General features: G+C 64.4%; 25 protein-coding genes. 20 read left to right on the forward strand and 5 right to left on the reverse strand.

The features are described 5' to 3' along the window. Positions 1–48 precede the first annotated feature (48 nt). The 3 genes from RM192_RS16315 to RM192_RS16325 are packed head-to-tail and all read left to right on the forward strand — an operon-like array spanning position 49 to position 4,445. Positions 49–2,493, forward strand: a complete 2,445-nt coding sequence (locus tag RM192_RS16315) for a TonB-dependent receptor (RefSeq protein WP_311508686.1) — start codon at positions 49–51, stop codon at positions 2,491–2,493. A 7-nt stretch (positions 2,494–2,500) separates the two neighbouring features. Further along, on the forward strand, positions 2,501–3,424 hold the full coding sequence (locus RM192_RS16320; RefSeq protein ID WP_311508687.1) for an NAD-dependent epimerase/dehydratase family protein: 924 nt from the start codon (positions 2,501–2,503) through the stop codon (positions 3,422–3,424). 13 nt (positions 3,425–3,437) lie between these two features. Continuing rightward, the gene (locus RM192_RS16325; RefSeq protein WP_311508688.1) at positions 3,438–4,445 is read left to right on the forward strand and encodes a LysR family transcriptional regulator; all 1,008 of its coding nucleotides are present in this window, start codon (positions 3,438–3,440) and stop codon (positions 4,443–4,445) included. 8 nt (positions 4,446–4,453) lie between these two features. On the opposite strand, the gene RM192_RS16330 is transcribed toward RM192_RS16325, so the two are convergent. Next, on the reverse strand, positions 4,454–4,879 hold the full coding sequence (locus tag RM192_RS16330) for a helix-turn-helix domain-containing protein (RefSeq protein WP_311508689.1): 426 nt from the start codon (positions 4,877–4,879) through the stop codon (positions 4,454–4,456). Between the two features lie 102 nt (positions 4,880–4,981). On the opposite strand from RM192_RS16330, the gene RM192_RS16335 reads away from it, so the two are divergent. From RM192_RS16335 to RM192_RS16350, 4 genes are all read left to right on the forward strand, one after another. Further along, entirely contained in the window at positions 4,982–5,794 is an 813-nt protein-coding gene (locus RM192_RS16335) for an SDR family oxidoreductase (protein WP_311508690.1), read from the forward strand. After that, on the forward strand, positions 5,791–7,377 hold the full coding sequence (locus RM192_RS16340) for an NAD(P)/FAD-dependent oxidoreductase (RefSeq protein ID WP_311508691.1): 1,587 nt from the start codon (positions 5,791–5,793) through the stop codon (positions 7,375–7,377). The genes RM192_RS16335 and RM192_RS16340 overlap by 4 nt, the downstream gene beginning before the upstream one ends. Further along, complete coding sequence (locus RM192_RS16345; protein ID WP_311508692.1) at positions 7,377–7,613, forward strand: hypothetical protein; 237 nt, start codon at positions 7,377–7,379, stop codon at positions 7,611–7,613. The genes RM192_RS16340 and RM192_RS16345 overlap by 1 nt, the downstream gene beginning before the upstream one ends. A gap of 103 nt (positions 7,614–7,716) precedes the next feature. Then, positions 7,717–8,805, forward strand: a complete 1,089-nt coding sequence (locus RM192_RS16350) for a VOC family protein (RefSeq protein WP_311508693.1) — start codon at positions 7,717–7,719, stop codon at positions 8,803–8,805. Positions 8,806–9,013: 208 nt separating this feature from the next. Here RM192_RS16350 and RM192_RS16355 read toward each other — a convergent pair whose 3' ends face one another. The 4 genes from RM192_RS16355 to RM192_RS16370 are packed head-to-tail and all read right to left on the reverse strand — an operon-like array spanning position 9,014 to position 12,811. Further along, positions 9,014–9,421: a VOC family protein gene (locus tag RM192_RS16355; RefSeq protein ID WP_311508694.1), complete on the reverse strand. Its 408-nt coding sequence runs from the start codon at positions 9,419–9,421 to the stop codon at positions 9,014–9,016. After that, complete coding sequence (locus RM192_RS16360) at positions 9,414–10,442, reverse strand: aromatic ring-hydroxylating dioxygenase subunit alpha (protein ID WP_311508695.1); 1,029 nt, start codon at positions 10,440–10,442, stop codon at positions 9,414–9,416. Before RM192_RS16360 ends, RM192_RS16355 begins: the two co-directional genes overlap by 8 nt. A 5-nt stretch (positions 10,443–10,447) precedes the next feature. After that, entirely contained in the window at positions 10,448–11,599 is a 1,152-nt protein-coding gene (locus RM192_RS16365; RefSeq protein ID WP_311508696.1) for an alpha/beta hydrolase, read from the reverse strand. Between the two features lie 12 nt (positions 11,600–11,611). After that, complete coding sequence (locus tag RM192_RS16370) at positions 11,612–12,811, reverse strand: cytochrome P450 (RefSeq protein ID WP_311508698.1); 1,200 nt, start codon at positions 12,809–12,811, stop codon at positions 11,612–11,614. Between the two features lie 168 nt (positions 12,812–12,979). Between RM192_RS16370 and RM192_RS16375 the strand changes: the two genes are divergently transcribed. The 13 genes from RM192_RS16375 (at position 12,980) to RM192_RS16435 (ending at position 25,377) form a co-directional block, all read left to right on the forward strand. Beyond that, positions 12,980–13,924, forward strand: a complete 945-nt coding sequence (locus tag RM192_RS16375; protein ID WP_311508699.1) for a fumarylacetoacetate hydrolase family protein — start codon at positions 12,980–12,982, stop codon at positions 13,922–13,924. Then, positions 13,921–14,430: a cupin domain-containing protein gene (locus RM192_RS16380; protein WP_311508700.1), complete on the forward strand. Its 510-nt coding sequence runs from the start codon at positions 13,921–13,923 to the stop codon at positions 14,428–14,430. Before RM192_RS16375 ends, RM192_RS16380 begins: the two co-directional genes overlap by 4 nt. A gap of 2 nt (positions 14,431–14,432) precedes the next feature. Further along, positions 14,433–15,191: an SDR family oxidoreductase gene (locus tag RM192_RS16385; RefSeq protein ID WP_311508701.1), complete on the forward strand. Its 759-nt coding sequence runs from the start codon at positions 14,433–14,435 to the stop codon at positions 15,189–15,191. A gap of 94 nt (positions 15,192–15,285) precedes the next feature. Further along, a complete protein-coding gene (locus tag RM192_RS16390; protein WP_311508702.1) occupies positions 15,286–16,170 on the forward strand; it encodes an MBL fold metallo-hydrolase in 885 nt (294 codons plus the stop codon). A gap of 134 nt (positions 16,171–16,304) precedes the next feature. Continuing rightward, entirely contained in the window at positions 16,305–18,650 is a 2,346-nt protein-coding gene (gene cofH, locus RM192_RS16395; RefSeq protein ID WP_409233839.1) for a 5-amino-6-(D-ribitylamino)uracil--L-tyrosine 4-hydroxyphenyl transferase CofH, read from the forward strand. Between the two features lie 4 nt (positions 18,651–18,654). After that, positions 18,655–19,485, forward strand: coding sequence for an SDR family oxidoreductase (locus RM192_RS16400; RefSeq protein WP_311508703.1), 831 nt, complete (start codon positions 18,655–18,657; stop codon positions 19,483–19,485). Continuing rightward, on the forward strand, positions 19,482–20,138 hold the full coding sequence (gene npdG, locus RM192_RS16405) for an NADPH-dependent F420 reductase (protein ID WP_311508704.1): 657 nt from the start codon (positions 19,482–19,484) through the stop codon (positions 20,136–20,138). The genes RM192_RS16400 and npdG overlap by 4 nt, the downstream gene beginning before the upstream one ends. Positions 20,139–20,174: 36 nt before the next feature. Further along, positions 20,175–20,918: a coenzyme F420-0:L-glutamate ligase gene (gene cofE, locus RM192_RS16410; RefSeq protein WP_311508705.1), complete on the forward strand. Its 744-nt coding sequence runs from the start codon at positions 20,175–20,177 to the stop codon at positions 20,916–20,918. Continuing rightward, positions 20,915–21,838 (forward strand): 2-phospho-L-lactate transferase, encoded by a 924-nt coding sequence (gene cofD, locus RM192_RS16415; RefSeq protein WP_311508706.1) that lies wholly within the window; start codon positions 20,915–20,917, stop codon positions 21,836–21,838. Before cofE ends, cofD begins: the two co-directional genes overlap by 4 nt. Continuing rightward, positions 21,835–22,404: a 2-phospho-L-lactate guanylyltransferase gene (cofC, locus tag RM192_RS16420; protein WP_311508707.1), complete on the forward strand. Its 570-nt coding sequence runs from the start codon at positions 21,835–21,837 to the stop codon at positions 22,402–22,404. Before cofD ends, cofC begins: the two co-directional genes overlap by 4 nt. A gap of 81 nt (positions 22,405–22,485) precedes the next feature. Beyond that, on the forward strand, positions 22,486–23,406 hold the full coding sequence (locus tag RM192_RS16425) for a TIGR03619 family F420-dependent LLM class oxidoreductase (RefSeq protein WP_311508708.1): 921 nt from the start codon (positions 22,486–22,488) through the stop codon (positions 23,404–23,406). A 73-nt stretch (positions 23,407–23,479) separates the two neighbouring features. Beyond that, positions 23,480–24,283: an SDR family NAD(P)-dependent oxidoreductase gene (locus tag RM192_RS16430; RefSeq protein WP_311508709.1), complete on the forward strand. Its 804-nt coding sequence runs from the start codon at positions 23,480–23,482 to the stop codon at positions 24,281–24,283. A 2-nt stretch (positions 24,284–24,285) separates the two neighbouring features. Beyond that, on the forward strand, positions 24,286–25,377 hold the full coding sequence (locus tag RM192_RS16435; RefSeq protein ID WP_311508710.1) for a phosphotransferase: 1,092 nt from the start codon (positions 24,286–24,288) through the stop codon (positions 25,375–25,377). Positions 25,378–25,388: the final 11 nt, after the last annotated feature.

The following is a 25,388-nucleotide window of genomic DNA, read 5'->3' on the forward strand; positions in this document are numbered from 1 at the left end:
GCTATCCGGGGCACAAGGTTAAAAGCCGTGCATAGGGGAGGATATCTGATGCGCATTGCACTTTTGGGGACGAGCGCCGTACTGGCACTCGCAGTAGCAACACCGGTTCTGGCGCAGGAAGCGCAAGCCGAAGCGAGCGATAACACCGGCATTGCCGAAATCATCGTGACCGCGCAGCGCCGCGAGGAATCGCTGCAGAAGGCGGCTATCGCGATCGACGCGGTTTCCGGCGCTGATCTGGCAGAGCGCGGCATTTCCAACGCAACCGACATTACCAAAGCGGTTCCGGCGCTTTCGCTGCCATCAGTGGGCGGCAACATCGCCTCGATCTTCATTCGCGGCGTGGGCAACGTGACCACCAGCAGCTACAACGATCCCGCAGTGACTCCGAGCTATGACGGCGTGGTGCTGGGGCGCGGCGGCGGCGTGTTCGGTGCGGCGTTCTATGATCTGGCGCGTGTGGAAGTGCTGAAGGGGCCGCAGGGTATCCTTTATGGCCGCAATGCCACCGGCGGCGCGGTCAACATCATTCCGGCGCGTCCGGAAATCGGCCGCAATTCGATGGGCTTCAATGCTTCTTACGGCAACTACGACGCGGTCGACGCCGATGCGCATGTCAATCTGGGCGTGAGCGCGAACAGCGCGCTGCGCCTGGGCGCGGCCTATACCACGCGCAACGGCTATAACATCGATGGCACCGACGACGCCAAGCGCGGTTCGCTGCGCGCGCAGTTCCTGGTCGAACCATCGAGCGACCTGTCGCTGCGGATCGGCGCGGACTACACGCATGTCGGCGGCAAGGGCGTGGGCGGCAGCTACATCGGCGGGTTCATTCCCGGCCCTGCTGGCTACACTTTCTTCCCTGCGGGCCTTGGCGACAGCGAGGGCTTCAATTCGCCCGCGTCCAACGCTTTTCGCAGCCACAACCTTGGCGCGCCGGCGTTTGCGTTCCTCAACCCGATGAACGCGGATCAGCGGCAGGACAGCACCTACTGGGGCGTGAATGCCGAGCTGAACTGGCAGACCGGCATCGGCAAGTTGACCGTGATCCCGGCATACCGCGAAAGCAGCGATGATTCGCTGTTCTATGGCCCGGCGTTCAACACCGCCAATACCAGGGAAAAGGTCAAGCAGACCAGCCTTGAAGCGCGCCTTTCGGGCAGCGCGGGCATGATCGACTATGTGCTGGGCGCGTTCTACTTCAACGAGAAAATCAAGGCGAACAACCAGTACAACCAGGAGTTCGTGCTGCCGATCCAGAATTATGCGCACAAGACCGACAGCTATGCAGGGTTCGGCCAGCTGACAGCGCATCTTGGTGACAAGCTTCGCCTGATCGGCGGCGCGCGCTATACGCATGACAAGAAGTCGATCGACGGACTGATCAACAACTTCATCACGTTCTGCGGCGGCCCGCCCCCGTTCCTGATCACGCCGCCGGGATCGTTCGCCCAAGGTTGCGCGGCGCCGGGCACCATCCCGCATTTCCCGAACTTCCTGAACACGGGCGACACGATAGGCTGGCTGAAGGCGAACAACTGGATTTCGGGCGCAAGCAGCGATCAGCCGGGCTATCAGGTGTTCCCGTTGCTCAACGGCGTGGGCGCGATCCTCAAGACCTATAACGCGGTGGCCGATACCAAGGGCTATTCGCGGGTGACGTGGAAGGCTTCGGCCGAATACGATGTGTCGCCGGACAGCCTCGTCTATGCCACGGTCGAAAGCGGCTACCGCGCAGGCGGTTTGCAGATGACCGAGAGCAAGACCAGCTACAAGCCCGAGTTCATCACCGCCTACACCATCGGATCGAAGAACCGCTTCTTTGACAACCACGTGCAGCTGAACCTCGAAGGGTTCATCTGGAAGTACCGTGACCAGCAGATCACCTACTTCACCGTGGACACATCGGGGACGCTGATCAGTTCGAACGAGAACGCGGGCAAGTCCTCGATCAAGGGCTTCGACGTGGATCTGGTGGTCAAGCCGACCAGCGGCACGACGCTGAACGCCAAGGTGCAGTACCTCGATACCAAGTACGACGAACTGCATCTCTATACCGCCGCGCCGCGCGACAACTTCGGTTGCCCGTTCACCTTTACCGGGGCAACGGCAGGCGGCGCGCCGGTCAAGGACTTCAACTGCTCGGGCAATCCGTTGCTGTTCAGCCCGAAGTGGACGGTGAACATTGGCGCGCAGCAGGTTGTGCCGGTGGGCGACAGTCTCGAACTGGTGGCGAACGTCGATACCGCATGGCGTGACAGCCAGTGGGGCGCGTTCGAATACCTCGATTTCGAGCGTATCCCTGCCTACTGGACGACCGACGCCTCGCTGACCATCCGCGACGCAGGTGGCACCTGGGCGCTGACCGGCTTCGTCCGCAACATCGAGGACAAGCGCCGCAATCTGGCGCCGCAAGCCTCGCCTCTGGGTGTTGCGGTCGGCCACTATTCGGCGCCTCGCACCTATGGCCTGCGGCTTTCAGGCAACTTCTGAGGGCCATATGATGATGAACGTGGTGGTTACAGGGGCTGGCGGATTTGTCGGGCGCGAACTTGTCCGCAAGCTGCTGGCAGCCGGCCACCACGTCACCGGCATCGATACCCATGAAAGCGGCATTCCCGAAGGCGCGCGCGCGATTGCGGGCGACTTCGGTGATGCCGCCGTGCGGGCAAATGCGCTGGCAGGCGGGTGCGACGCATTGGTCCACTTGGCCACCGTGCCGGGCGGCGCGGCAGAGGCCGATCCCGCCGCATCGCGCCGGATCAACGTGGATGCGATGTACGACCTGCTGCTTGAGGCAGGCGTGATCAATCCCGGCTTGCGGGTGGTCTATGCCAGTTCGATTGCGGTGCTGGGCGATCCGCTGCCCGCGCTGGTCGATGACGCCACGCCGCTCAGCCCGAAGATGATCTACGGCGGGCACAAGGCAATGATGGAACACGCCGTGGCGATGTTCTCCAATCGCGGGCTGATCGACGGGGTGACTGTGCGCCTGCCCGGCATCCTCGCGCGGCCCAAGGGGCCATCGGGGATGAAATCGGCGTTCATGTCCGACCTGTTTCACGCACTGAAAGCGGGCGAGACGTTTACCTGCCCGGTATCGGCGGCGGGCACGATCTGGGCGCAATCGGTGCGCCGATGCGCGGAAAATTTCATGCACGCGCTGACGCTGGACTGCGCGCTGCTGCCACCGGCGCGGGCGGTGACTTTGCCCGCGCAACGTCTAACAATGGGCGATCTGGCGGCCGAAATTGCGCGACAGTGCGGCGTATCGCCGGAATTGGTGACGTATGCTCCCGATGCGGCGCTGGAAGCGGCCTTCGCCGCGCAGCCGCCGCTTTACACCCCTGCCGCCCTGCGCGCCGGTTTTGCGCATGACGGCGATCCTGCTACACTCGTCGCCAACGCACTCTCGAGCATCTGAGAGGCGGCGGGAGATGGCAATGCGGTTCGGGCGGCTCGACCTTAATCTGCTGGTGGCGCTTGACGCGCTGCTGACCGAACGCAGCGTCAGCCTTGCAGCGGACCGGCTATGCCTTTCGCAATCGGCCACATCCAGCGCGCTGGGCCGCTTGCGCGAATACTTCGGCGATGAACTGCTGGTGGTGAAGGGCCGGGCGATGATCCTGACCGCGCGCGGCGAGGAACTGATCGAACCGGTGCGCGCGGTGCTGGAGCAGATCCGCACAACGGTTTCGGTCGCCCCGCCGTTCGATCCCGCCACCGCCGACCGCGTGGTAAGGATCATGGCATCGGACTATTCGACCGAGGTGCTGCTCGCGGGCGTGCTGGCCGATCTTGAACGTGATGCGCCAAACATGCGCTTTGAAATCCAGCCGATGCACGACAACCCGATCGAGGCGATCGAGCGCGGCTACATCGACCTGCTGGTGACCATTGACTACGCGATTTCCGCCGATCACCCGAGCCAGATCCTGTTCGAGGACGACTATGTGGTGGTGGGCGATGCCGCCAATCCGGCATTGGCCGGTCCGATCACCCGCCAGCTCTATTTCGAGCTGGGCCATGTCACCGCGCGCTTCGGCAAATCGCGCGTGCCCGCGTTCGAGGACTGGTTCGTGCGCCGCCAGAAGCAGCAGCGCCGGGTCGAAGTGGTGGCCCCATCGTTCCTGTCGTTGACCGGGCTGGTGTTGGGCACGAACCGCATTGCCACGATGCATCGGCGCATGGCCGAACTGGTCGTGCGGACGCAGCCGCTGGTCATGCGCGAGATTCCGTTCGATATTCCGCCGATCCGCGAGGCGGTGCAGTGGAACATCGCCAACAACAACGACCGCGCCCTGCGCTGGGTGGTGGATCGGCTTGAAACAGCGGCAGGTGCCACGGGCACCGAACCGGGCAATGTCGTGACGCTGGAAAGCGGCGGAAAAATGGACCGCACCTCGATCGAGGTCGAATACCGGATGAACCACCCGCAGCGCTGAAAGGGTGTTTAGTCGGCTGCGGCGTCGAAGGTGGCTCTGGCCTGACGGATGGCCGGTTCGCGCGCGTTGATCCAGTCGATCAGCTGGCGTGCCTGCGCGTGCAAGTCCGTGCCGAGCAGCGTCAGGCGATAGGTCACCTTGGGCGGAATGTCGGCGGTGACGGTGCGGGTAACGAAGCCGTCGCGTTCCAACGTGCGCAGTTTCAGCGTCAGAACGCGCTGCGAGATCGCCTGTTCGGATGACAGCACGACGATGGTGCGGCGAAGGTCCGCATGGCGCCATTCGCCGGTGGCCAGCACAAGCAGGATCAGGGTGGACCAGCGATCGCCGAGCAGACCCATGACCTCGCGCGCGGGGGCTTCTCGGTCATGGCCGTGCCGCGCCATTTCGGCGGCAAGCGCGGTGATGGCCTGATTGTCCACCGGTTCCGCCAATGTTGCCTCCCCCTTCCGGCAAGGCACAAAAAAGTGCCGTCTTCCGCTTTGCGCTGCCCGGCTTACGACGTGATCGCAAGCGATAAAAGACGGGAGATGGGTGTGGCACAAGACGCAATCCGCATGGACGGAAAAGTGGCGATCGTCACCGGCGGCGCGGGCGGGATCGGCGCGGCGACGGCGCGGTTGCTGACGTTGCGCGGGGCGCACGTGGTGATTGCCGACATCGCCGTTGACCGGGCGCAGACTGTGGCGGGCGAACTACCGGGCGCGCTGGCCGTGGCGCTCGATCTTGAGCAGGAGGATTCAATCCTCGCCCTGATCGAAACGACGGTGGCGCACTTCGGTAGGCTGGATGTGCTGCACAACAACGCGGCCCTGCTCAGTCCAGAGATTGCGCAGGCCGACGGCGATGTGGAGCACATGGGCACCGCCCTGTGGGACCGGACATATGCGGTGAACGTGCGCGGCACGATGATCGCGTGCCGCGCGGCTCTGCCGCATTTGCGCGAAACGCGCGGCAACATCGTCAACACCGTCAGCAATCTGGCGCTGCAGGGCCACATCATCCAGGCCGCCTATTCCAGCAGCAAGGCTGCCGTAATCCAGATGACCCGCGCGATTGCCGCCAGCCACGGCAAGGCGGGCGTGCGCTGCAATGCGGTGGCGCCGGGCATGACAATGACGCCCGCGCTGAAAGAGGCCTTCCCGCCTGCATTGCGCAAGGTCGTGGAGGACGAGACGCTGCGCGATCAACTGGGCGATCCGCAGGACATTGCCGAGGCGGTGGCGTTCCTCGCCAGCGATGCCGCGCGCAACATCACCGGGCAAGTGCTCGTCTGCGATGGCGGCGGCGCGTCTCATGTGCCGGGAATTTCCGGATTTCGCAGCTTCTTTTCGGGGGAATCGGCATGAGCCAGTATGACATCGTGGTGATGGGCGGCGGGCATAACGGCCTGACCGCAGCGGCCTACATGGCCAAGGCGGGCAAGTCGGTGCTCGTGGTCGAGGCCAAGCCCTATTACGGCGGCGGGGTTTCGACACGCGAGCTGATCATGCCGGGATATTGGCATGACGAGCATTCCAACGTGCACATCATGATCCAGGGCAATCCGCTGCTGCGCGACGACGAGCTGGGTCTGCTGTCGAAGTTCGGGCTGGAATATATCTACCCCGATCTGGTCCACGTTTCGATCTGGGAGGATGGCACGGTCATCCGTTCCTACAAGGATCTGGACCGGACTTGCGAGGAACTGGCGCGCGTCACGTCCGAGAAGGACGCCGAGGCCTATCGCAAGTTCGTGAAGATGAGCCAGACCGCGCTGCCGATGCTGATGAGCGGGATGTATTCCCCGCCGTTTCCGCTGGGCGCGTTCGTTGCGATGATGGACCAGTCCGACGAAGGGCGCTTCCTGCTCGACCTGATGCAGCGCACCGCGCTCGACATCGTCGACGCCTATTTCGACAGCGACCTGCTGAAACTGCACATCGTGCGCATGGTCACCGAGAACCTGCAGATGCCCGATGAACTGGGCACCGGCATGGGTGCGTTCGTGATGCCGGGGATTATCCACACATTCGGCTGTTCGATGCCCAAGGGCGGGTCGGGGCAACTGTCCCACGCGCTGGTGCGCGCCATCGAGCATTTCGGCGGCGAGGTGCGGGTGAATGCGCCGGTGGCCAAGGTGCTGGTATCGGGCGGCAAGGCGGCGGGCGTGGTAATGGCCGACGGTGAGACGATCATGGCGCGTGAAGGCGTGATCGCGCAGATCCATCCGCACAAACTGCGTGCATTCGTCGGCGAAACGCCCGAGCCGGTGTTGCAGCGGGCCGAGCGCGTTACGCAATCGACGTTCTCGATCAACCTCACGCACCTTGCGCTCAAGGAGCGGCTGCAATTGCGCGTCGGCAATGATTGCAACGCGATGATGACCGAGTTGATGGACTTCTATTCGGTGCGCGAGATGTGCATGGAATATGACAAGCTGCGCCGGGGCGAGGTGAGCCACCGCCTGATCGCGGGCGGCGACAACGCGATCTTCGACCCTACCCGCGCGCCCGAAGGCGCAGGTGTGTTCTACGGCGTGAACTTCGGGCCTTACCGGCTTTACCCGGATGGCCCGCAAAGCTGGGACGCGGTCAAGGAGGAGCATTCCGACCGCGCGCTGGATCAGTACCGCAAGTTCTACAAGAATCTCGGCGCCGACAACATCCTTGGCCGCAAGGTATGTTCGCCGCTCGACCATGAGCGGGGCAGTCCCAATTCGATGGTCGAGGGCGATGCGCATGGCTGCGCGCCGTTCTTCTACCAGTCGGCCGGGCACCGCCCGACGCCGGACCTCGGATCGTTCCGCGTGCCGGGGGTTGAGGGACTCTATCTGGCGGGGCCGTTCATGCATCCGGGCGGCGGGGTGTTCGGCGCAGGCCGCGCCACCGCAATCCAGATGATGGACGACATCGGCCTCGATTACGACAAGGTGTGCGGGGGACCGGTGTGATGAGCAACATGAAGGCCAAAGTGCCGGTGGCGAAGATTCTCGACGCGCAAGGCAAGGAGCTGATGGCGATCCGCAAGCTGGAACGCGACGGCAATACGCTGGTTATTCGCGGCAAGATCTTCGGCGCAATGCCGATGGTGGCCAAGCTGACGCCGGAGGAGGCGCGCGCGGCGCTGAAGCTGATCGATTTCCGGACGTTCCTGTTCCTGCTGACGCTGCTGTTCCGCCGGAGTTGATCCGCTCTATCCGCAGCGTCGATAGCATCGGTCCGGAAACTTCGGTTTCCGGACTTTGCCGGGGGGCGGCATGAGGGTGGCTTGAATGAATCCGGGAGATCCCATGCCTGTTCTTGGTCCTGACAGCGTGCTTGGCGTCGAAAGCGTCGTATTCGGCGTGACCGACCTTGCTGAAAATATACGGTTCTGGACCGATTTCGGCCTGCCGCTGGAAAGCGCGGGCGAAGACGAGGCGGTGTTCCGCCTGCAATCGGGCAGCCGCGTGGTGCTGTTGCGCCACGGCGATGCGCGCCTGCCGGTGCCCGATCCCTTTGCGGGCGACGGGTTGAAGGAAACCGTGTGGGGCGTGGACACGGCGGCGAATCTTGAACGGATTGCCGCCAGCCTTGGCAGCGAAGTGGCGGTGACGCGCGACAGCGATGGCACCGTCCACTGCGTCTGCCCGGACGGCCAGCCCATCGCGCTCAGGGTGTGGGACAAGCGGCCGGTGGTCTCCGAAACCAGCCCGGTCAACACGCCGTCAAGCTGGCCGCGCTTCAACCAGCACCGCATCTGGCGCAAGCGAGCAATTCCCAAGACAATCAACCATGTCGTGTTCTTTTCGCCGGACTATGTCGGCAGCTTCGAGTTCTACGAACGGCATCTGGGCTTCCGCTATGTCGATCATTCCAAGGGCACTGGCATCTTTGCGCGGGCGGGCGGCACGTTCGAGCATCATTCGATCTTCTGGGTGAACTGCGACCTGCCGATCGCGCCCGATTACTTCAAGTTCATGCACATTGCGTTCGGGATGGACGACATCGACGAAGTCATGCTCGGCGCGAACATCATGGACAACAAGGGCTGGAAGAACACCACCATGAACACCAGCGGCGGCATTTCACGCCACCGCATTTCCAGCGCGATCTACTATTACTGCGAAATTCCCGGCCATGCGGGCGAGGCGGAATATCACGCCGACACCGATTACGTGGACGATGGCTGGGTGCCGCGCGCGTGGGATTTCAAGTTCGGCTCGCTGCTATGGTCGCACAACGCGCCCGCCATCTTCCGGGGCGATGACATTCCGTGGGACATGGCGTTCGACCACGACCGCAAGAGCTTCGATCCGTTCCGCCGCGCCAAGCCGGGCAAGCAACCCATCGGCGGCGATCTGGCGAAGCTGACGGAAGCGGATGAGCACGCGATCTGAGGGTCGGGTGCGGGGGCAGGTTTCGGATTCCCCCCTGGCACCCCAAACACCCAATCTCCGTTCGTCCTGAGCCTGTCGAAGGACGCGCGATACTCCATCCCCAAGAGCTATTCCGCGCAATACGAGCCTTGGCGCGCGCCCTTCGACAGGCTCAGGGCGAACGGGTGTGGTGTTGTGAAGGGTGTGCGAGTGGTGGTGGCGGGGCGCGCTACACCCCGCTTTCTTCCACGAACTCGATCAGATTGCCCGCGCAGTCGCGCAGGAAGCAGCCTTTGCCGAAGGATTCGCGCACCACGAAGGCGATGTCCGCGCCCTTCTGCTTCATCTCGGTGAGGAACTCGTCGAGGTTGTCGACGCGGAAGGCCACGTGCTTGTTGCCGTGGGTCTGGACATCGCGTGGGACATGGCGGCGGTCTTCGGGGAGGGGGGCGGCACCTTCGACTTCGAAGATTTCGAAGCGCAGCGGGCCTTTGCGGACCATCGCGGTGTGGCTGCGCGCGGCTTCGATGTAGAAGCGCTTCTCCAGCGTGAAGCCGAGCACGCGTTCGTACCAGTCTATCGCGTCGTCCAGGTTCGGGACCGAAACGCCGCCGTGGTGGAAAGTGAAATCAGCCACCCGCCGCTTCCTTGGCGATCATCGCTTCGAGCATACGCCGCGCCCGCGCACCGCCCTGATCGATGCCGAGCGACAGCGGCCTTTCCTTCCAGAAATCCTTTCCGCGCACGTTGGCATAGGCAGCCTCGATCATCGGCTTGTCCTCAAGATCGAAAGCTTCGCCGAACAGGGTGAGAAGCATGGCGTCGACTTGCGGGTTGTCCAGATCGCTGAACCGGGTCGAGGACCAGAAGTAGTGGGTCGTGTGCTCGTCTGCGGGCGTGAGGATATGGGCTTGCGGCACTTCGAAACCGGCCTCGCGCCCTGCGCCGTGCGGCGAGACGCCGACATTCAGCCGCATCGAGGCAGGCGCGTTCCAGCGCATGTCGAGCCAGTGATCGACGCGGGCATCGGGCGGGAACGCGCCTTGCGCGACCGACGGCGGCGCGATGTTTGGCATCCACCAGTTCGAATGAAGCGTCTCGCCCTCAACCTGAACCGCATGTTCGCCCGCAAAGATCACGCCTTGCCCCGCGAAGGTGCCTTTGTGGACGAATTCGATGTGGCTGAGATCAAGCAGGTTGTCGGTGCCGTATTCGTAATTCGCCTGCATCAGCGTGTAGCCGCGTACGGTGCGGCTGTGCGGCGTATCGGGGACAAAGGCGAAATCGGGGATCAGCGCGGGGTCGGCATCATCACGGTCGCCCGCCCACAGCCAGGCGATACCATCGCGTTCGTGGACGGCGAACGATGGCACGGTCGATCCGGCGGGAATGCGGTCGGAAAACGGGTTGTGCACGCAGCGGCCATCGGCGGCAAAGGTGAGGCCGTGGTAGCCGCAAACCACCCGGTCGCCATCGCGCGTGCCTCTGGAGAGCGGCGCGAAACGGTGGGGGCAGCGGTCGAGCAGCGCGGCGATTGTGCCGTCTTCAAGCCGGTAGAGGAACACCGGCTTGCCAAGCAGGCGGCGTGCCAGGCCTGCTTCGCCCACCTCGTCGGCCCAGCCCGCCATGACCCAGCAATTGCGCAAGTAGCGATCCATGTGTGTCAGCCCATTTCTGCAAAAGTCTGTGCGCACCAGTCGGCGATGTAATCGCGCATGCCGGTGCCGTTGTCCGCGCCGCAATGCTCGACCTCGAAATCGGCCTTGGTGAACATGCGCAGCGTGCGCTTGGGGCTGTTCACCGCCTGATCGTAAGACATCTGCGCGTTGTAGGCAGGAATCTGGCGGTCATTCTCGCCATGAGTGATCAGGAACGGCACGCGGATCTTCTCGACCTGGCCGTCAAGCGTGATCTGGTCGGCGTATTCCAGGAACTTGTCGCGGTCTTCAAAACCGAACACCCACATCACGTGGTCCCAGTAATGCGGCACGGGGTTTTCGCCCTCATTGGAGACACGCTCACGCTGGCGCTGACCCCAGACGTGGTTCGCGCCCATCACCGCGCAGAGGGCATAGCGCGCATCATTCGCGGCGATGCGCGGGGCGTGGTAGCCGCCGAACGAAAGGCCGAAGATGCCGATCTTCGCGTGGATGACGTCCGAACGGGTCAGCAGGTAATCGAAGGCCGGGCTGCCCCAGCGTTCGGCGTCGAACACGGCGGGCAGGCCGCGCGACCGGATCGCCTCGCCGGTGCCGGGCTGGTCAAGGAACAGCGTGTTCATGCCGCGTTCGAGGTTCGATGCGCCGTGGCCCGCCATGTTGACCTGTTCCTTCATCGAATCGAGGCCATTGACCGATACCAGCGTGGGGCGCGGCGTGCCCGAGCCATCGTGGACGAAGATTGCGGTATAGGCGCCGCCCTCGTAGGGAATCTCTACCTTGTCGACATGCAGCCCGCGCATGGCGCTGCCCTTGTGGTAAAGCTGGAGGCCCTTGTCATAGGCGGCCCAGCGCGGAGCGTAGTCGCGGCTCTGCATGCGTTCGGCGGCAAGGTAATAGCCCGAGGCGCGCAGGTATTTCGTGCCCGCTGACAGCAGATAGCCCTCGGCCTCGTCAGCGGCTGCATTGGCCGCGACCTGATCGGCGACGCGAATCCAGCTGTCGAACATCTGCGCCGAACCCGCATCCGCGCCAGACTTCGACGCTTCCATGATCGGGCGGTTGGCCTCGTCGATCTCGCCATGATTGCCGCCGCAGACCAGCGCGAGATTGGTGGCAAGGTTCCAGACGTAGTTACCGGGAAATGGCTCGAACATGGGCGACTTTCTTCAGGCGGGAATGAGTTCGACCGGCAGGGTGCCGATGGCGTGGAGGGTATTGTTGAGGCGGCGCGTCGCAGGCGCGGTGGCGCGGATTTCGGCCACGCGCGGGAGCAGGGCCTGAACCACCGCCTCGGCCTCCATTCGCGCGACCATCTGGCCAAGGCATTGGTGGATGCCGAAGCCGAAACCGACATGGCCGCTGGCGGTGCGGTCAATGTCGAAGCGGTCCGGCTCCTGCCACTTGCGCGGATCGCGGTTGGCGGCGGCGAGGAACAGCAGGACTTTCGCGCCTTCGGGAATCTGCACGCCGGCGACTTCGACTTCTCGGGCCGTGGTGCGGAAGAAGGTCTGCACGGTGCCGCCCCAACGCAGCGATTCCTCGATAGCCTTTTTGGCAAGGCCGGGCTGGGCACGCAGGCGCTGCCATTCATCAGGGAACTGCGCGAAGGCGTGGATCAGCGTGGCGATGCCGTTGACCGTGGTATCGACCCCAGCCGTGAGGAACGAGCGGACCAGCCGTTCGGCTTCGTCCTGCGTGCATTCGCCCCGGTCTGCGGCTTCATAAACCTGCATACCCCAGCCGCCGGGCGTGAGCATCTCGCGCTTGCAGCTTTGCGCGACCCATGCGGTGGCGCCCGCCGCAGCTTCCATCGTTTCGGCAAGCAGCGCATTGCGCGGGCCGAAGGCGTTGAACGCGACAGTGGCATAAGGGATCAGGGCTTCGCGGCCCTGTTCGCGCAGGCCGATCAGATCAGGGAAGACGGCGAGTGGGAACGCTTCGGCCAGCGCAGGTACGGCATCGAACGGGCCAGAGCCAAGGAGGCTATCGACCAGTGCGTCGGCTTTGGCCTGCCACTGCGGCATGACCTTGCGCAAGGCGCCGAGCGAGGCGACGCGGTTCATCAAGGTGCGCGTGCGGTCATGCAGCGGCGGATCGGCTTCAAGCAGCAGCGAGGGCGGACGCCACGGTTCCTCGGTGGCGAAATCGGCAAGGCCGACACCGCGCCCCGAAACGAACGTGGTGTGATCCTTGAGCGCGGCCTGCACTTCGGCGTGGCGGGCCATGGCAAAGCAGCCGATGGCCGGGAGCCACACCACCGCACCTGCATCGCGCAAGGCCGGGTGCGCGGCAAAGGGATCGGCAAGGAACGCCGGATCGAACGGGTCGATATCGAGCGCGACGGCACTTTCGGCAATTGTGGCCACGGATCTCCCCCTTATGCGGCTGTGCACTCGGGTGCTGCATAGCCAAAGGGCGCTCGCGCGCACCAACGCATTGCGTGAATACCAGATCATCAACCGAATGACTTTGTTCTGGGCAGGCGGGCTGGCTAACGGCAGGATCGAGAACGATTTTGCGGGAGACTATTGCCGATGAGACTTGCGACGCTGCGCGATGGCACGAAAGACGGGCGGCTGATCGTGGTTTCGCCCGATGGCAACGCCTATGCTGCGGCTACGGTGGGCACGTTGCAGGAAGCGATGGAGCGCTGGGACGAAGTTGCCGGGCAGCTTACGGCGATTGCCGAATTTCCCGAAGCGCTCGATCCCGCGCAGCTTGCCGCGCCGCTGCCGCGCGCATGGCAATGGCTGGATGGATCGGCCTTCCAGAGCCACGGCGACCTGATGGACGCGGTGCTGGGGATTACCAAGCCAAAGACCGATATGCCGCTGATGTATCAAGGCACCTCGGACAAGTTCTACGGGCCGCGTGATGATGTGAAATTCGGCGATGAGGCGTTGGGCATCGATTTCGAGGGCGAGTTCGGCGTCATCGTCGATGCGGTGCCGATGGGCATCAGCGCCGCGGACGCGATGGCGCACATCCGGTTGGTCGTGCAGATCAACGACTGGTCGCTGCGCACATTGGCCGGGCCGGAAATGAAGACCGGGTTCGGCTGGGTGCAGGCCAAGCCGCCCTGCGGCATGGCTCCGTTCGCGGTGACGCCCGATGAACTGGGCGCGGACTGGCGGAATGGCCGGGTATGCCTGAACCTCAATGTCGACTGGAACGGCCAGCGCTTCGGCGCGGCCAATGGCGAGCCGATGGGGCATGGTTTCCACGAACTTGTGGCTCACGCCGCGCGCACGCGCGATCTGGTGGCGGGCACGGTGATCGGGTCGGGCACCGTCTCCAATCCCAATTTCCGCGAGATCGGCTCATCGTGCATCGCCGAGCGGCGCGGGATCGAAGTGCTCGACCAGGGCGATCCGAAAACCGCGTTCATGGCCTTTGGCGACACCGTGCGGATGGAAGCGGTCGATACCGCCGGGCGCGCGCCGTTCGGTGCACTTGAGCAGAAGGTGGTGCGGGCATGAGCGACTTGCTTTCCGATTCCGGCCTGCCCCCGATCCAGCGCGTGGTTACCGGCCACAACGCTGACGGACGCGCGGTGTTCAAGTCCGAGGACGTGACGCCGACGAAGATGATCCCGAGCGGCGATGCATCGTTCCTGCTGGTGTGGACCACGGCCACGGTTCCGGCGGATAACAACGATGAGATCGACGGGCGCCACCGCGAGGCGGGGCTGACGCTGGAGGGCGGGTCGGTGATCCGCATCGTCGACATGCTGCCGGGCAAGGCAAGCCCGATGCACCGCACCAATTCCATCGATTACGGCATCGTGCTCGAAGGCGAGATCGAGCTGGAGCTGGACGACGGGGCGAAACGCACCGTGGGGCAGGGCGGGATCATTATCCAGCGCGGCACCAATCATCTGTGGCGCAACACCTCGGACAAAGTCTGCCGCATCGCCTTCATCCTGATCGAGGCCCCTGCCTATCTGCACGATGGGCAGCCGTTGCCCGAGGACAAGCCACACTGATCATGGGCGGATTGTTCGACCTTGCGGGCAAAGCAGCCATCGTCACCGGATCGACCCGAGGCATCGGCCGCGCGATTGCGGGCGCGCTGATCGCTGCGGGCGCAAGGCTGGTGATCTCCAGCGAGGATGCCGCCGATACGGCGCGGGTGGCGGCGGAACTCGGCATGCCGGGGATGGCCTGCGACGTTTCGGACGATGCGGCGCTGGCGCGTCTTGTCGATTTCAGCGTTGCTGAACTGGGACGCGTCGACGTGCTTGTCTGCAATGCCGGGATCACCGGACAGGCTGGGCCTTTCGCCGATATAGACATGGACGATTACGCAAAGGTTATGGCGATCAACCTGCGCAGCCAAGTGGTGCTGTGCAATCTGGCGCTGCCGCATATTGCCGCGATTGGCGGCGGAGCAGTGGTGCTGGTCGCCAGTCTGTCCGGCCTGCGCGGCAATGGGCGGATCAATGCCTATGCGCTGGCCAAGGCAGGCGTGGCGCAACTGGCGCGCAATCTGGCGGTGGAGTGGGGACCGCGCGGCGTCCGGGTCAATGCGCTGTCGCCGGGATTCATCGCCACCGAACTGTCGCAGCCGCTGCTGGACAATCCAGACTTCATGGCGCGGCGCATGGCGATGACCCCGCTTCGGCGGCCCGGCACGCCCGAGGAAGTAGCAGGCGCAGCGGTGTTCCTCGCCTCGCCCGCAGGCGGCTTCGTGACCGGGCATAACCTCGTTGTCGATGGCGGCACGCTGATCACCGACGGGTCCTAAACTGCCGATTGCTGCACAGGGTGAAACTGTGCTGGCTGAGCCAATCGACAGGTGTCTTGCCGTTGCATAGCCTCTTAACAAAAGGGGAGAGAGAATGCGCAGGACATTGACGATGGCGCTGGCCGGACTGGCGGCGATTGCTGCAAGTGGTGCGGACGCGAAACCGCTTGATTACAAGGTCATTCCCACCAGCCCGCTCAGCATGGTGGCCAACATCACACTGGTGACGGGCGAGAAGGACGCGGTGCTGGTCGATGTGCCGTTCGCGCGGTCCGATGCCATGCGCGTGGCCGCCGAAGTGCTCGACAGCGGCAAGACGCTGAAGGCGATCATCATCACCCACGATCACCCCGATCACTTCTTCGGGCTGGACGTGTTGCAGGATGCCTTCCCCAACGCGCAGATCATCGCTCATCCGGTGGCGGTCAAGGACATGACACGGTCGATCCCGATCAAGTTCGAGCGCTGGAGCGGGCAACTTGGCACCAATGCCCCGCGCCGCGCGGTCTATCCGGTGGCGATGAGTGGCGACAGCTTCGATCTTGAAGGTCACAAGCTGCAGGTGATCGGCCCGATGCAGGGCGATCACGTGCGCTCGACCGTGGTGTGGGACGCCGAGACGAAGACGCTGATCGCCGGTGATGTGCTTTATAACGGCGTCTATGTATGGTTGGGCGAGCATACCCCGGCGCGCTATGCCGACTGGCTCACCGTGCTCGACAAGCTGGAAGCAATGGGCCCGAACCGGATCATCGCGGGACATCGCCAGCCGGGACTGCCCGACGACAACATGAGCATCGCGTGGACACGGGCCTATATCAAATCGTTCGTCGACGCGCGCAGCCGCACCAAGGGCACCAAGGAACTCGCCGCGCTCATGACGCAGCGCTATCCCAATGCCACCGAGGTTTACGGCGGGTTTCTGCTCGGCATTTCGAGCCAGGTCGGATCGGGCGAGATTCCGCCCTGGGACGAATGATCCCACTGTTTGTTGGCATAAATTCACTACCTATCCTTTGGCGGGTCAGGAGCAGCGCGCAATTGCCCAAGTCTGCTGGTAATGCAGAATTCGGCTGCGCTGCATGATGCGGCCGAAGGGTAGGAGCGGAGTGAATGGAGCTTGGCGTAGGAAGCCTCAGGGGCAATTCGCCAACGCGTCTTGCGATGAGTGCTGGCGAATTGCTGGCTGCGTTCGAGGCGACGCCGCTGGACGCGCTGACCGCCGAGGCGCAGGCGCTGACGCTTGAAGGCCACGGCGCGATCGTCACCTATTCGCGCAAGGTGTTCATTCCGCTGACCAAATTGTGCCGCGACGTGTGCCATTATTGCACTTTTGCGCAAACGCCTGCGAAAGCTGCCGCGGCCTACCTTAGCCGCGATGAAGTGCTGGCAATTGCGCGTGCAGGCGCAGCGCTGGGTTGCCGTGAGGCGCTGTTCACGTTGGGTGACCGGCCCGAGGCGCGCTATCCCGCCGCGCGCGAGGCTCTGGCCGCGCTGGGGCACGAGACGACGCTTTCCTACCTTGCCGAAGTGGCGGCGCTGGTGTTTGACGAGACCGGGCTGCTGCCGCACCTCAATCCCGGACTGATGGACGCTGCCGATTACGCGGCCTTGCGTCCCCATTCGGCCTCGATGGGCATCATGCTGGAGTCCGCTTCCGACCGGCTGTGCACGAAGGGTGAGGCGCATTACGGGTCGCCCGACAAGGAGCCGGCGCGCAGGCTGGCCTCGATTGCTGCGGCGGGCGAGGCGGGTGTTCCGTTCACCACCGGGCTGCTGATCGGCATTGGCGAGACGCGGCTGGAACGGATCGAGGCGCTGCTGGCGATCCGCGATCTGAACGAGCGCTATGGCCACATCCAGGAAGTCATCATCCAGAACTTCCGCGCGAAGTCTGGCACGAAAATGGCGGACCGCGCAGAGCCGACGCTGGAAGACCATGTCTGGACGATCGCGGCGGCGCGCCTGATCCTCGGGCCTGACATGACCATTCAGGCGCCGCCCAACCTGCATGACCGTTCGGCGTTGGGCGAGCTGATCCGCGCAGGCGTGAACGATTGGGGCGGGGTGTCTCCGCTGACGCCCGACCACGTCAATCCCGAAGCGCCTTGGCCGCATCTTGAAGTGCTGGCCGACGCCACGGCAGACGCCGGGCGCGCTTTGCGTCAGCGTCTGGCGATCGGCCCGCGCCATGCGCAACAAGCGACGCGGTGGTGCGATCCGCGCATCGCGCCTGCGGTGCTGCGCGCAGTGGACGGGCGCGGCTTGCCCAAGGACAGCGACTGGGCAGTGGGCCACGGCGATGCCGTGCCTGAACTGGCGCCTGCGCCCGCCACGGAAGCGGTTGCGCGGATTCTTGAACGGGCACGCGATGGCGAGCGGCTGGACGAAGCGGCGATGGCCAGACTGTTCACCGCCGATGGCGATGATTTCGACGCGGTCTGCGCGCAGGCCGATGCACTCCGCGCCGAGGTTGTGGGCGAGACGGTGACCTACGCGGTCAACCGCAACATCAATTATACAAACATATGCCTCTATCGCTGCGGGTTCTGCGCCTTTTCCAAGGGCAGCACCAAGGCGATGCGCGGGCCTGCCTACCGGCTCGACTTTGCCGAGATCGGGCGGCGCGCCGCCGAAGCGGTGGAGCGCGGGGCGACCGAGGTGTGCCTGCAGGGCGGCATCCATCCCGATTACGACGGCAACACCTACCTCGACATCGTGGCCGCAGTGAAAGCGGCTGCGCCCGGCATCCATGTCCATGCGTTTTCGCCGCTGGAAGTAATGCACGGCGCGCGGACGCTGGGGCTGTCGCTCGAAGATTTCCTGACGCGGCTGAAGCACGCTGGCCTTGCGACGCTTCCGGGAACGGCGGCGGAAATCCTCGATCCCGCAGTGCGAGAAATCCTGTGTCCGGACAAGGTCACCGCGCACGAATGGCTCGAAGTGATGCGCGCGGCGCACAGCGTCGGCCTGCGCACCACGGCGACGATCATGTTCGGCCATGTCGAGCAATATCGCCACTGGGCGCGCCATCTGGCGCAAGTGCGCAGCCTGCAGGAGGAAACCGGCGGGTTCACCGAATTCGTGCCACTGCCGTTCGTCCACATGGAAGCGCCGATCTGGCGCAAGGGGCTGGCGCGCTCCGGCCCGAGCTACCGCGAGGCGGTGCTGATGCACGCCATCGCGCGGATCGTGCTGCATCCGGTGCTGACCAACATCCAGGTCTCGTGGGTCAAGCTGGGGCCGGACGCGGCTGCGGCGGTGCTGGCGGCAGGGGCCAACGACCTTGGCGGCACGCTGATGGACGAATCGATCACCCGCGCGGCGGGCGGTGTCAACGGACAGGAGTTCGGACCTGCGGAAATGATCGCATTGGCCCGCAGCGCCGGACGCCCCGCGCGCCAGCGCACGACGCTTTATGAATTGGTGCCGGACAATCATCCGGCAATGACGGAGTAAGGAAATGGTTGATTTGAGCCGTCCGCTTGAGGGCAAAGTTGCGATTATCACGGGCGGCGGCAGCGGCATCGGGCGGGCAACCGCCAAGATGTTTGCCGCGCGCGGCGCCAAAGTGGCGATTACCGGGCGGACCGAATCCAAGCTGGCAGGTGTTGTCGCCGAAATCGAGGCGCTGGGAAGCCAGGGTCTCGCCATCGGCATGGACGTGACGAGCGAGGATTCGATTGCCGCCGGGATCGCGCGCACGGTCGACACTTTCGGCAAGCTCGACATCCTGCACAGCAACGCCGCGCAGACCGGCGCGATGTTCGAGGATGCCGCGATCACCGACATGACCGTGGAATTCTGGAACAAGGCCTTCGCCACCAACCTGACCGGTTCGATGCTGGCTGCCAAGCACGCTATCCCGCACATGCAGAAACAGGGCGGAGGCTCGATCATCTTTACCGGGTCGGGCAAGGGACTCGCGGGCGATCTCGATTACCCGGCCTATGGCACGACCAAGGCAGGGCTGCTGGGCCTGTCGCGCTATGTCGCCACGCAATATGGCAAGCAGAACATCCGCGCCAACGTGATCGTCGTGGGCCTTGTGATGACCGAAGCGCTCGACGAGAACCTGCCGCCCGAAGCGCAGGCGCTGATGATGGAGCACAACCTTGTGCCCTTCCTTGGCTCGCCCGACGATATTGCCGAAGTGGCGGCGTTCCTGGCTTCCGACCAGTCGCGGTATATCACCGGCGCTTCGATTGTCGCCGATGGCGGGTTTACCGCGCATTCGGGCGTTTATGCCGACATGCAGCGCTTCATGGCACACGCTGCGGCAGGTGCGGCATGAGCGGGCAGGTCATTGGCGTCATCGGCGGCACCGGCAATCTGGGCGCTGCCATCGCGTGGCGTCTGGCGCGTGCGGGCCGCACGGTCCTGATCGGATCGCGCAAGGCCGAGGCGGCACAGGAAAAGGCGGCTGAACTGGGCCACGGCCTTGTCGGCATGGCCAATGCCGATGCCGCAGCACAGGCCGACCTGATCATCGTGACCGTACCGTTTTCGGCGCAGGAAGCGACACTGGCCGACATCAAGCCGCACGTGGCGGGCAAGATCGTGGTCGATACCACGGTGCCGCTGGTGCCGCCCAAGGTGATGCGCGTGCAATTGCCCGCCGAAGGATCGGCAGCGGTGCGTGCGCAGGGCCTGCTCGGCGAAGGCGTGACGATGGTTTCTGGCTTTCACAACGTGGCCGCGCACAAGCTGGCGCAGGATATCGACGTTGGCTGCGATGTGCTCGTGTTCGGCGATGACAAGGCAGCACGCGGCGAAGTTGTGGCGCTGGCCGATGCGATGGGGCTGCGCGGACTGCACGCAGGCGCGCTGGTCAATTCCGCCGCTGCCGAGGCGATGACGTCGATCCTGATCTTCATGAACAAGACCTACAAGGTTGACGGCGCAGGGATTCGCATCACAGGAGAGCTGATTCCCCCCGCTGACTGAGTGGGAGAGTCAGAACCCTGTAGGAAACCGCGCGCCGTGTCTGCCATCGAGATCATTCCGCTGTCTGCCATCGGTGAAGTGCGTCCAGGCGAAGACCTCGTCGCAACGCTGGCAAGCGCGGTGACCAGCGCCGGCACGCAGCTGGGGCCGCGCGATGTGCTGATCGTGACGCAGAAGATCGTGTCCAAGGCCGAGGGCCGCTCGGTGACGCTGGCGGAGGTCGTGCCGGGGACGGAAGCGTTGCGGCTGGCCGAAGTGACGCGCAAGGATGCGCGGCTGGTGGAACTGGTTCTGCAAGAATCAAGCGACGTTGTGCGCGCGGTGCCAAACGTGCTGATCACGCGGCACAAGCTGGGGCTGGTCATGGCCAATGCGGGCATCGACAGGTCAAACATCGGTGCTGGGGACGACGAGCGCGCGTTGCTCCTGCCAGCCGATCCAGATGCCTCGGCGGCGCGGATTTCCGCAGCGCTGGGCTGTCCGGTGGTGATTTCCGACAGTTTCGGCAGGCCATGGCGCATGGGCGTGGTCGCGGTGGGCATTGGCGCGGCGGGGCTTCCCGCCATCGATGACCGGCGCGGACTGCTCGACCGGGACGGGCGCAAGCTGGAAGTGACGCAGATCGCGGTGGCCGACCTGCTGGCAAGCGCGGCGGCGCTGGCGATGGGCGAGGGCGGCGAGGGGATTCCTGCCGTGATCGTGCGCGGCTACGCCGTGGCAGGCGCAGCGCGCCCGGCTGCCGACCTGACGCGCCCGTTGGCCGAGGATCTGTTCCAGTGAAAGTGACCGTACTGACCGGCGGCGTGGGCGGAGCCAAGCTGGTGCTGGGGTTGCTGCGCGTGTTGCCCGCAGCCGACGTTACCGCCATCGTCAACACCGGGGACGATTTCCGCCATCTCGGCCTGCACGTTTCGCCCGATATCGACACGCTGCTTTATACGCTTTCGGGCAAGGCCAACCGGGCGCAGGGCTGGGGCCGTGAAGACGAGAGCTGGAGCTTTCTGGAAACCTTGCGCGATCTTGGCGGGCCGGACTGGTTCCAGTTGGGCGACCGTGATGTGGCCCTGCACGTGCTGCGCACCGCGCGGCTCGCGGCGGGCGAAGGGCTGGATGCGATTACCGCCGATCTGACGGTCCGCTTCGGCATTGGCGCTGCGATCCTGCCGATGGCCAATGCGCGGGTGGCGACGCAGCTTGAAACGGACGAGGGCTTGCTGGATTTCCAGCACTATTTCGTGGCGCGGCGGTGTGTTCCGCGCGTGAGCCGTATTCTGTTTGATGGGGCGGAGGCCGCGTTGCCTGCACCCGGAGTGTTGGAAGCAATCGCGCGCGCCGACGCGGTGGTGGTGGCGCCGTCCAACCCGTTCCTGAGCATCGATCCGCTGCTGGCCGTGCCCGGCATTCGCAGCGCCTTGGCGGAGACGAAAGCGCCGGTCGTGGCAGTATCGCCGATCATCGGCGGCAAGGCGGTGAAGGGTCCGACGGCCAAGCTGATGGATGAACTCGGCATCCGTCTGGCGAACGCCTCCATCGCCGCGCACTATGCCGATTTCATCGATGGGCTGGTGATCGATCAGGGCGACGATGCGCCGGACGGCATGGCCGTGGCGCGAACCGCCACTTTGATGCGCGACGACGAGGACAAGGCGCGCGTGGCGCAGGCGGCGCTGGACCTTGCCGCCAGTATTGCAGGGCGATGAACTGGACCGCCATCGTTCCGCTGAAGGCGGCAGCGGACCGCAAGACCCGTTTGGCGGGCGCGCTTGATGGTACGGAAAAGGCGGCGCTGGCAGAAGGCATGGCGGATCACGTGATCGCCACGCTTGCGGACGTTCCGGCCATCGCTTCGATCCGCGTGCTTTCGCCTGAATCGGGCGACATTCCCGGCACCATCTGGGAGCCTGATCACGGCAAGGGGCTGAACGCCGAGCTGGACCGCGTGTGTGCTGCGCTGGCGGGTGAGCGCATGGTGATCGTCCACGCCGATCTGCCGTTGCTCACGGCTGACGACATAAACGCGCTGCTCGGAGCAGCGGAAGGTGCCGGCGCAGCGATTGCGACCGACCGGCACGGTATGGGCACCAACGCATTGGCCATGCGTGAAGCCACTGGCGTCGGCTTCACCTTCGGGCCAGACAGTCTGGTGCGGCACCTTGAGCGCCTGCCCCATGCGGCGGTCCTGCGGCGCGACGGGCTGGCAATCGACATCGATACGGCAGACGATATTGCCGCCGCGCGAGGTGCCCTTCCTTTGGGAAGGTGGTGACCAAGGCCCGTCTGCGCATGATCCTTTCGTAACGAGCATTGGCCCCATGAGGGCCTTGCGCGAACCGGCGGAGGACAGACAATGAAGCTCAACATGGGCGTTCCCAATTCAATGCACGTCAAGGCGATGGTGCAGCCTTGGGAATTTGCGCTGTCAGGCGCCGACGTTGGCGACCTGATTGCCGAAGGCGATGCGCTGGGTTTCAACAAGTGCATGCTGGGCGAACACTTTGTGATCCCGCCCGAACATTATGACCTGTCCGGCTATCACTATTTCCACGTGGTCGTGGCGCTGGGGTATCTCGGCGGCCGCACCAGGAACCTGCGGCTGTCGTCGTCGGTTTCGATCCTGCCGCTGCAAAGCCCGATCGTGCAGGCCAAGGCATGGTCGACGCTCGACTGGCTGACCGGAGGCCGCGCCGAGGCGCTGTTCGGGGTGGGCTGGCTCAAGGACGAATTCGACATGCTCGGCGTGGATTTCCACAAGCGCGGGCGCATGGCGGACGAGTATCTGGCGGCGATCATCGAGTTGTGGACGTCCGACAGCCCGACTTTCGAGGGCGAGTTCGTCAACTTCAGGAACGCAGGCTTCGAGCCAAAGCCGATCCAGAAGCCGCGCATTCCGATCTGGCTGGGCGGCGATGCCGAACCGGTGTTGAAGCGCGTGGCCAAGTTCGGTGATGGCTGGTCGCCATTCCGCACGCCGCCCGAAACCTTCCCCGCCTGCATCGACCTGATCAAGTCGCAGCCCGAATACGATGGCCGTCCGATCGAGGTGTTCTTCGCGCTCGAAATGCTGAACGTGGGCGCACATCATGAAGTGATGGATGATCCGCGCGCGCCGGGAACGCGCGATGCGCAGAAGATCATCGACCAGATCGGCTGGCTGAAGGACCTCGGCATTACCGAGACCATCGTGCCGCTGCCGCCGGGGATTACCGACAAGTCGGAATATATCGAACGGCTGCGCTGGGTGGCCGAAGAGATCATGCCCAAGGTCTGATTTTCACAAGCATTCTGGACGGCCACGGCGGAGGAAATCGCCGGGCCTCCGCCATGGAAGAGGATCACCACGCATGAACAGGTTTGACGGAAAGGTCGCCTTCGTGACCGGCGGCGCGGGCGGCATCGGCAAGGCCGTGGTCGAGCGCCTGATCGACGAAGGCGCGCGCGTTGCGGTGACCGATATTGTCGGCGATGCGGCCAAGGAGGTTGCTGCTGCTTATGGCGACAAGGCGGCTGGTTTTGCGCTTGATATCGGCGACGAAGACGCGGTCAAAGCCGCCATCGATGGCACCATTGCCGCGTTCGGGCGGCTCGATGTGCTGGTCAACAATGCCGCGCTGACCGACATGGCCACGATGATGGGCGATACCAACGCCGTGACCATTGCCAACGATGTGTGGGAGCGCACGCTGCACGTCAACGCCACCGGCTACCTATACTGCTGCCGTCACGCCATTCCGCATATCGCAGCCGCTGGCGGCGGGGCCATCGTCAATCTGGCTTCGGGGTCAGGGATGCTGGGCGATTCCGCGCGGATTGCTTATGGCACGTCAAAGGCGGCGGTCATTTCGATGACGCGCTACATGGCGACGCAGCACGGCGCGCAGAAGATCCGCTGCAACGCGATTGCGCCCGGCCCGATTGTCACGCCGCATTCGCGCAGCGTGGCGGGCAAGGAATTTGATATTATCGCCCGGCATATGCCGATGGGGGAACTGGGCGAACCGGCTGATATCGCCGCGCTGGTGGCGTTCCTGGGCTCAGCGGAATCGCGCTATATCAACGGACAGGTCATTGTGATCGATGGCGGCATGTCGGCGCATCATGCCCATGTAATGGACATGATGGATTACGCCTCCGGGCAACAGGGGTGAGCGTGGGCACAGCCACGGCGCGCGGTTATCCGGCGCGGGAGGAGCGGCTTCCAACCGACCTTGCGGCGGTGGATGCCGCTTGGCTCCAGAGCGTGCTGCGCCACCGCTATCCAGACATCGCGATCACCGCGATGGAGGTGGTGGAGATCATCCAGGGCCACACCACCAAAGTGCGCGTGGCCATTGCCGGGCCTGATCCGGCGGTGCTGCCGGGGCGGTTGTGCCTCAAGTCCAACTGGTCGGGCAGTCCGCTGAGCGGCGAAGCCAATGTCAACGAAGCGCGGTTCTACAAGGACTTGTGCGAGGGGCTGCAATTGCCCGCGCCGCACTGCTTCTATGCCGATTGGGACGATGACGCAGGCGGCAAGCAGGGCTTGCTGGTGCTGGAAGACATGGAAGGGTGGGACGGCAAGTTCGGCACTTCGGCCGAGCCGATCACCATCGATCAGGCGATGCACGGCGTGGCGGCGCTGGCCACGCTTCATGCCAGCACATGGGCCGATCCCCGGCTGGACGCGGCGGGATGGCTGCAGCGCGCGATGGCGCCGGATCATGCGGGCGACGATTATTGGGCGATGATGGCCGAGCACTACGACAAGGTGAATCGCCTGCCCGAACGGGTGGCGATGTTCCCGGCGTGGTATGCCGATAACCCGCAGCAGCTGCGCGAGGCGTGGTTGCAACTGTGCGCGCACGACATGGCCGATACGTCGCCACTGTGCCTCGTCCACGGTGATGCGCATCTCGGCAACAGCTATGGCCTGGGCGACGGCGGACGGCTGTTCCTCGATTGGCAGATCGTGCGCAAGGGCCATCCGTGGCGCGACTACAGCTACTTCGTGGCAGGTTCGATCACGATTGCCGACCGCCGCGTGGGTGAGCGCGATCTGCTCAAGCACTATCTGGCAGTGATGGCGCAGCACGGCATCGTGATCGATTTCGACACCGCGTGGACCGAATATCGCCGCTGGATCGTGTGGGGGCTGGTTTCGTGGCAGTCCAACATCAATCCCAAGGAAGCCACGCTGCCCTCGCTCGAACGGTTCTGCGTTGCCGCCAAGGATCTGAAAATTGACGAACTTTATGACGTTTAGCAACGAGGCCG

Origin of the sequence: Novosphingobium sp. MMS21-SN21R (assembly GCF_031846015.1) — a bacterium.
In the GTDB taxonomy this organism is placed as follows: domain Bacteria; phylum Pseudomonadota; class Alphaproteobacteria; order Sphingomonadales; family Sphingomonadaceae; genus Novosphingobium.

Excerpts from the sequence above, each read along its gene's own strand:
- RM192_RS16315 (WP_311508686.1), top strand. The coding sequence starts at position 49 with ATGCGCATTGCACTTTTGGGGACGAGCGCCGTACTGGCACTCGCAGTA.
- RM192_RS16320 (WP_311508687.1), top strand. The coding sequence starts at position 2,501 with ATGATGATGAACGTGGTGGTTACAGGGGCTGGCGGATTTGTCGGGCGC.
- RM192_RS16325 (WP_311508688.1), top strand. The coding sequence starts at position 3,438 with ATGGCAATGCGGTTCGGGCGGCTCGACCTTAATCTGCTGGTGGCGCTT.
- RM192_RS16340 (WP_311508691.1), top strand. The coding sequence starts at position 5,791 with ATGAGCCAGTATGACATCGTGGTGATGGGCGGCGGGCATAACGGCCTG.
- RM192_RS16345 (WP_311508692.1), top strand. The coding sequence starts at position 7,377 with ATGAGCAACATGAAGGCCAAAGTGCCGGTGGCGAAGATTCTCGACGCG.
- RM192_RS16350 (WP_311508693.1), top strand. The coding sequence starts at position 7,717 with ATGCCTGTTCTTGGTCCTGACAGCGTGCTTGGCGTCGAAAGCGTCGTA.
- RM192_RS16360 (WP_311508695.1), bottom strand. The coding sequence starts at position 10,442 with ATGGATCGCTACTTGCGCAATTGCTGGGTCATGGCGGGCTGGGCCGAC.
- RM192_RS16365 (WP_311508696.1), bottom strand. The coding sequence starts at position 11,599 with ATGTTCGAGCCATTTCCCGGTAACTACGTCTGGAACCTTGCCACCAAT.
- RM192_RS16375 (WP_311508699.1), top strand. The coding sequence starts at position 12,980 with ATGAGACTTGCGACGCTGCGCGATGGCACGAAAGACGGGCGGCTGATC.
- RM192_RS16380 (WP_311508700.1), top strand. The coding sequence starts at position 13,921 with ATGAGCGACTTGCTTTCCGATTCCGGCCTGCCCCCGATCCAGCGCGTG.
- RM192_RS16385 (WP_311508701.1), top strand. The coding sequence starts at position 14,433 with ATGGGCGGATTGTTCGACCTTGCGGGCAAAGCAGCCATCGTCACCGGA.
- RM192_RS16390 (WP_311508702.1), top strand. The coding sequence starts at position 15,286 with ATGCGCAGGACATTGACGATGGCGCTGGCCGGACTGGCGGCGATTGCT.
- cofH (WP_409233839.1), top strand. The coding sequence starts at position 16,305 with ATGGAGCTTGGCGTAGGAAGCCTCAGGGGCAATTCGCCAACGCGTCTT.
- RM192_RS16400 (WP_311508703.1), top strand. The coding sequence starts at position 18,655 with ATGGTTGATTTGAGCCGTCCGCTTGAGGGCAAAGTTGCGATTATCACG.
- npdG (WP_311508704.1), top strand. The coding sequence starts at position 19,482 with ATGAGCGGGCAGGTCATTGGCGTCATCGGCGGCACCGGCAATCTGGGC.
- cofC (WP_311508707.1), top strand. The coding sequence starts at position 21,835 with ATGAACTGGACCGCCATCGTTCCGCTGAAGGCGGCAGCGGACCGCAAG.
- RM192_RS16425 (WP_311508708.1), top strand. The coding sequence starts at position 22,486 with ATGAAGCTCAACATGGGCGTTCCCAATTCAATGCACGTCAAGGCGATG.
- RM192_RS16430 (WP_311508709.1), top strand. The coding sequence starts at position 23,480 with ATGAACAGGTTTGACGGAAAGGTCGCCTTCGTGACCGGCGGCGCGGGC.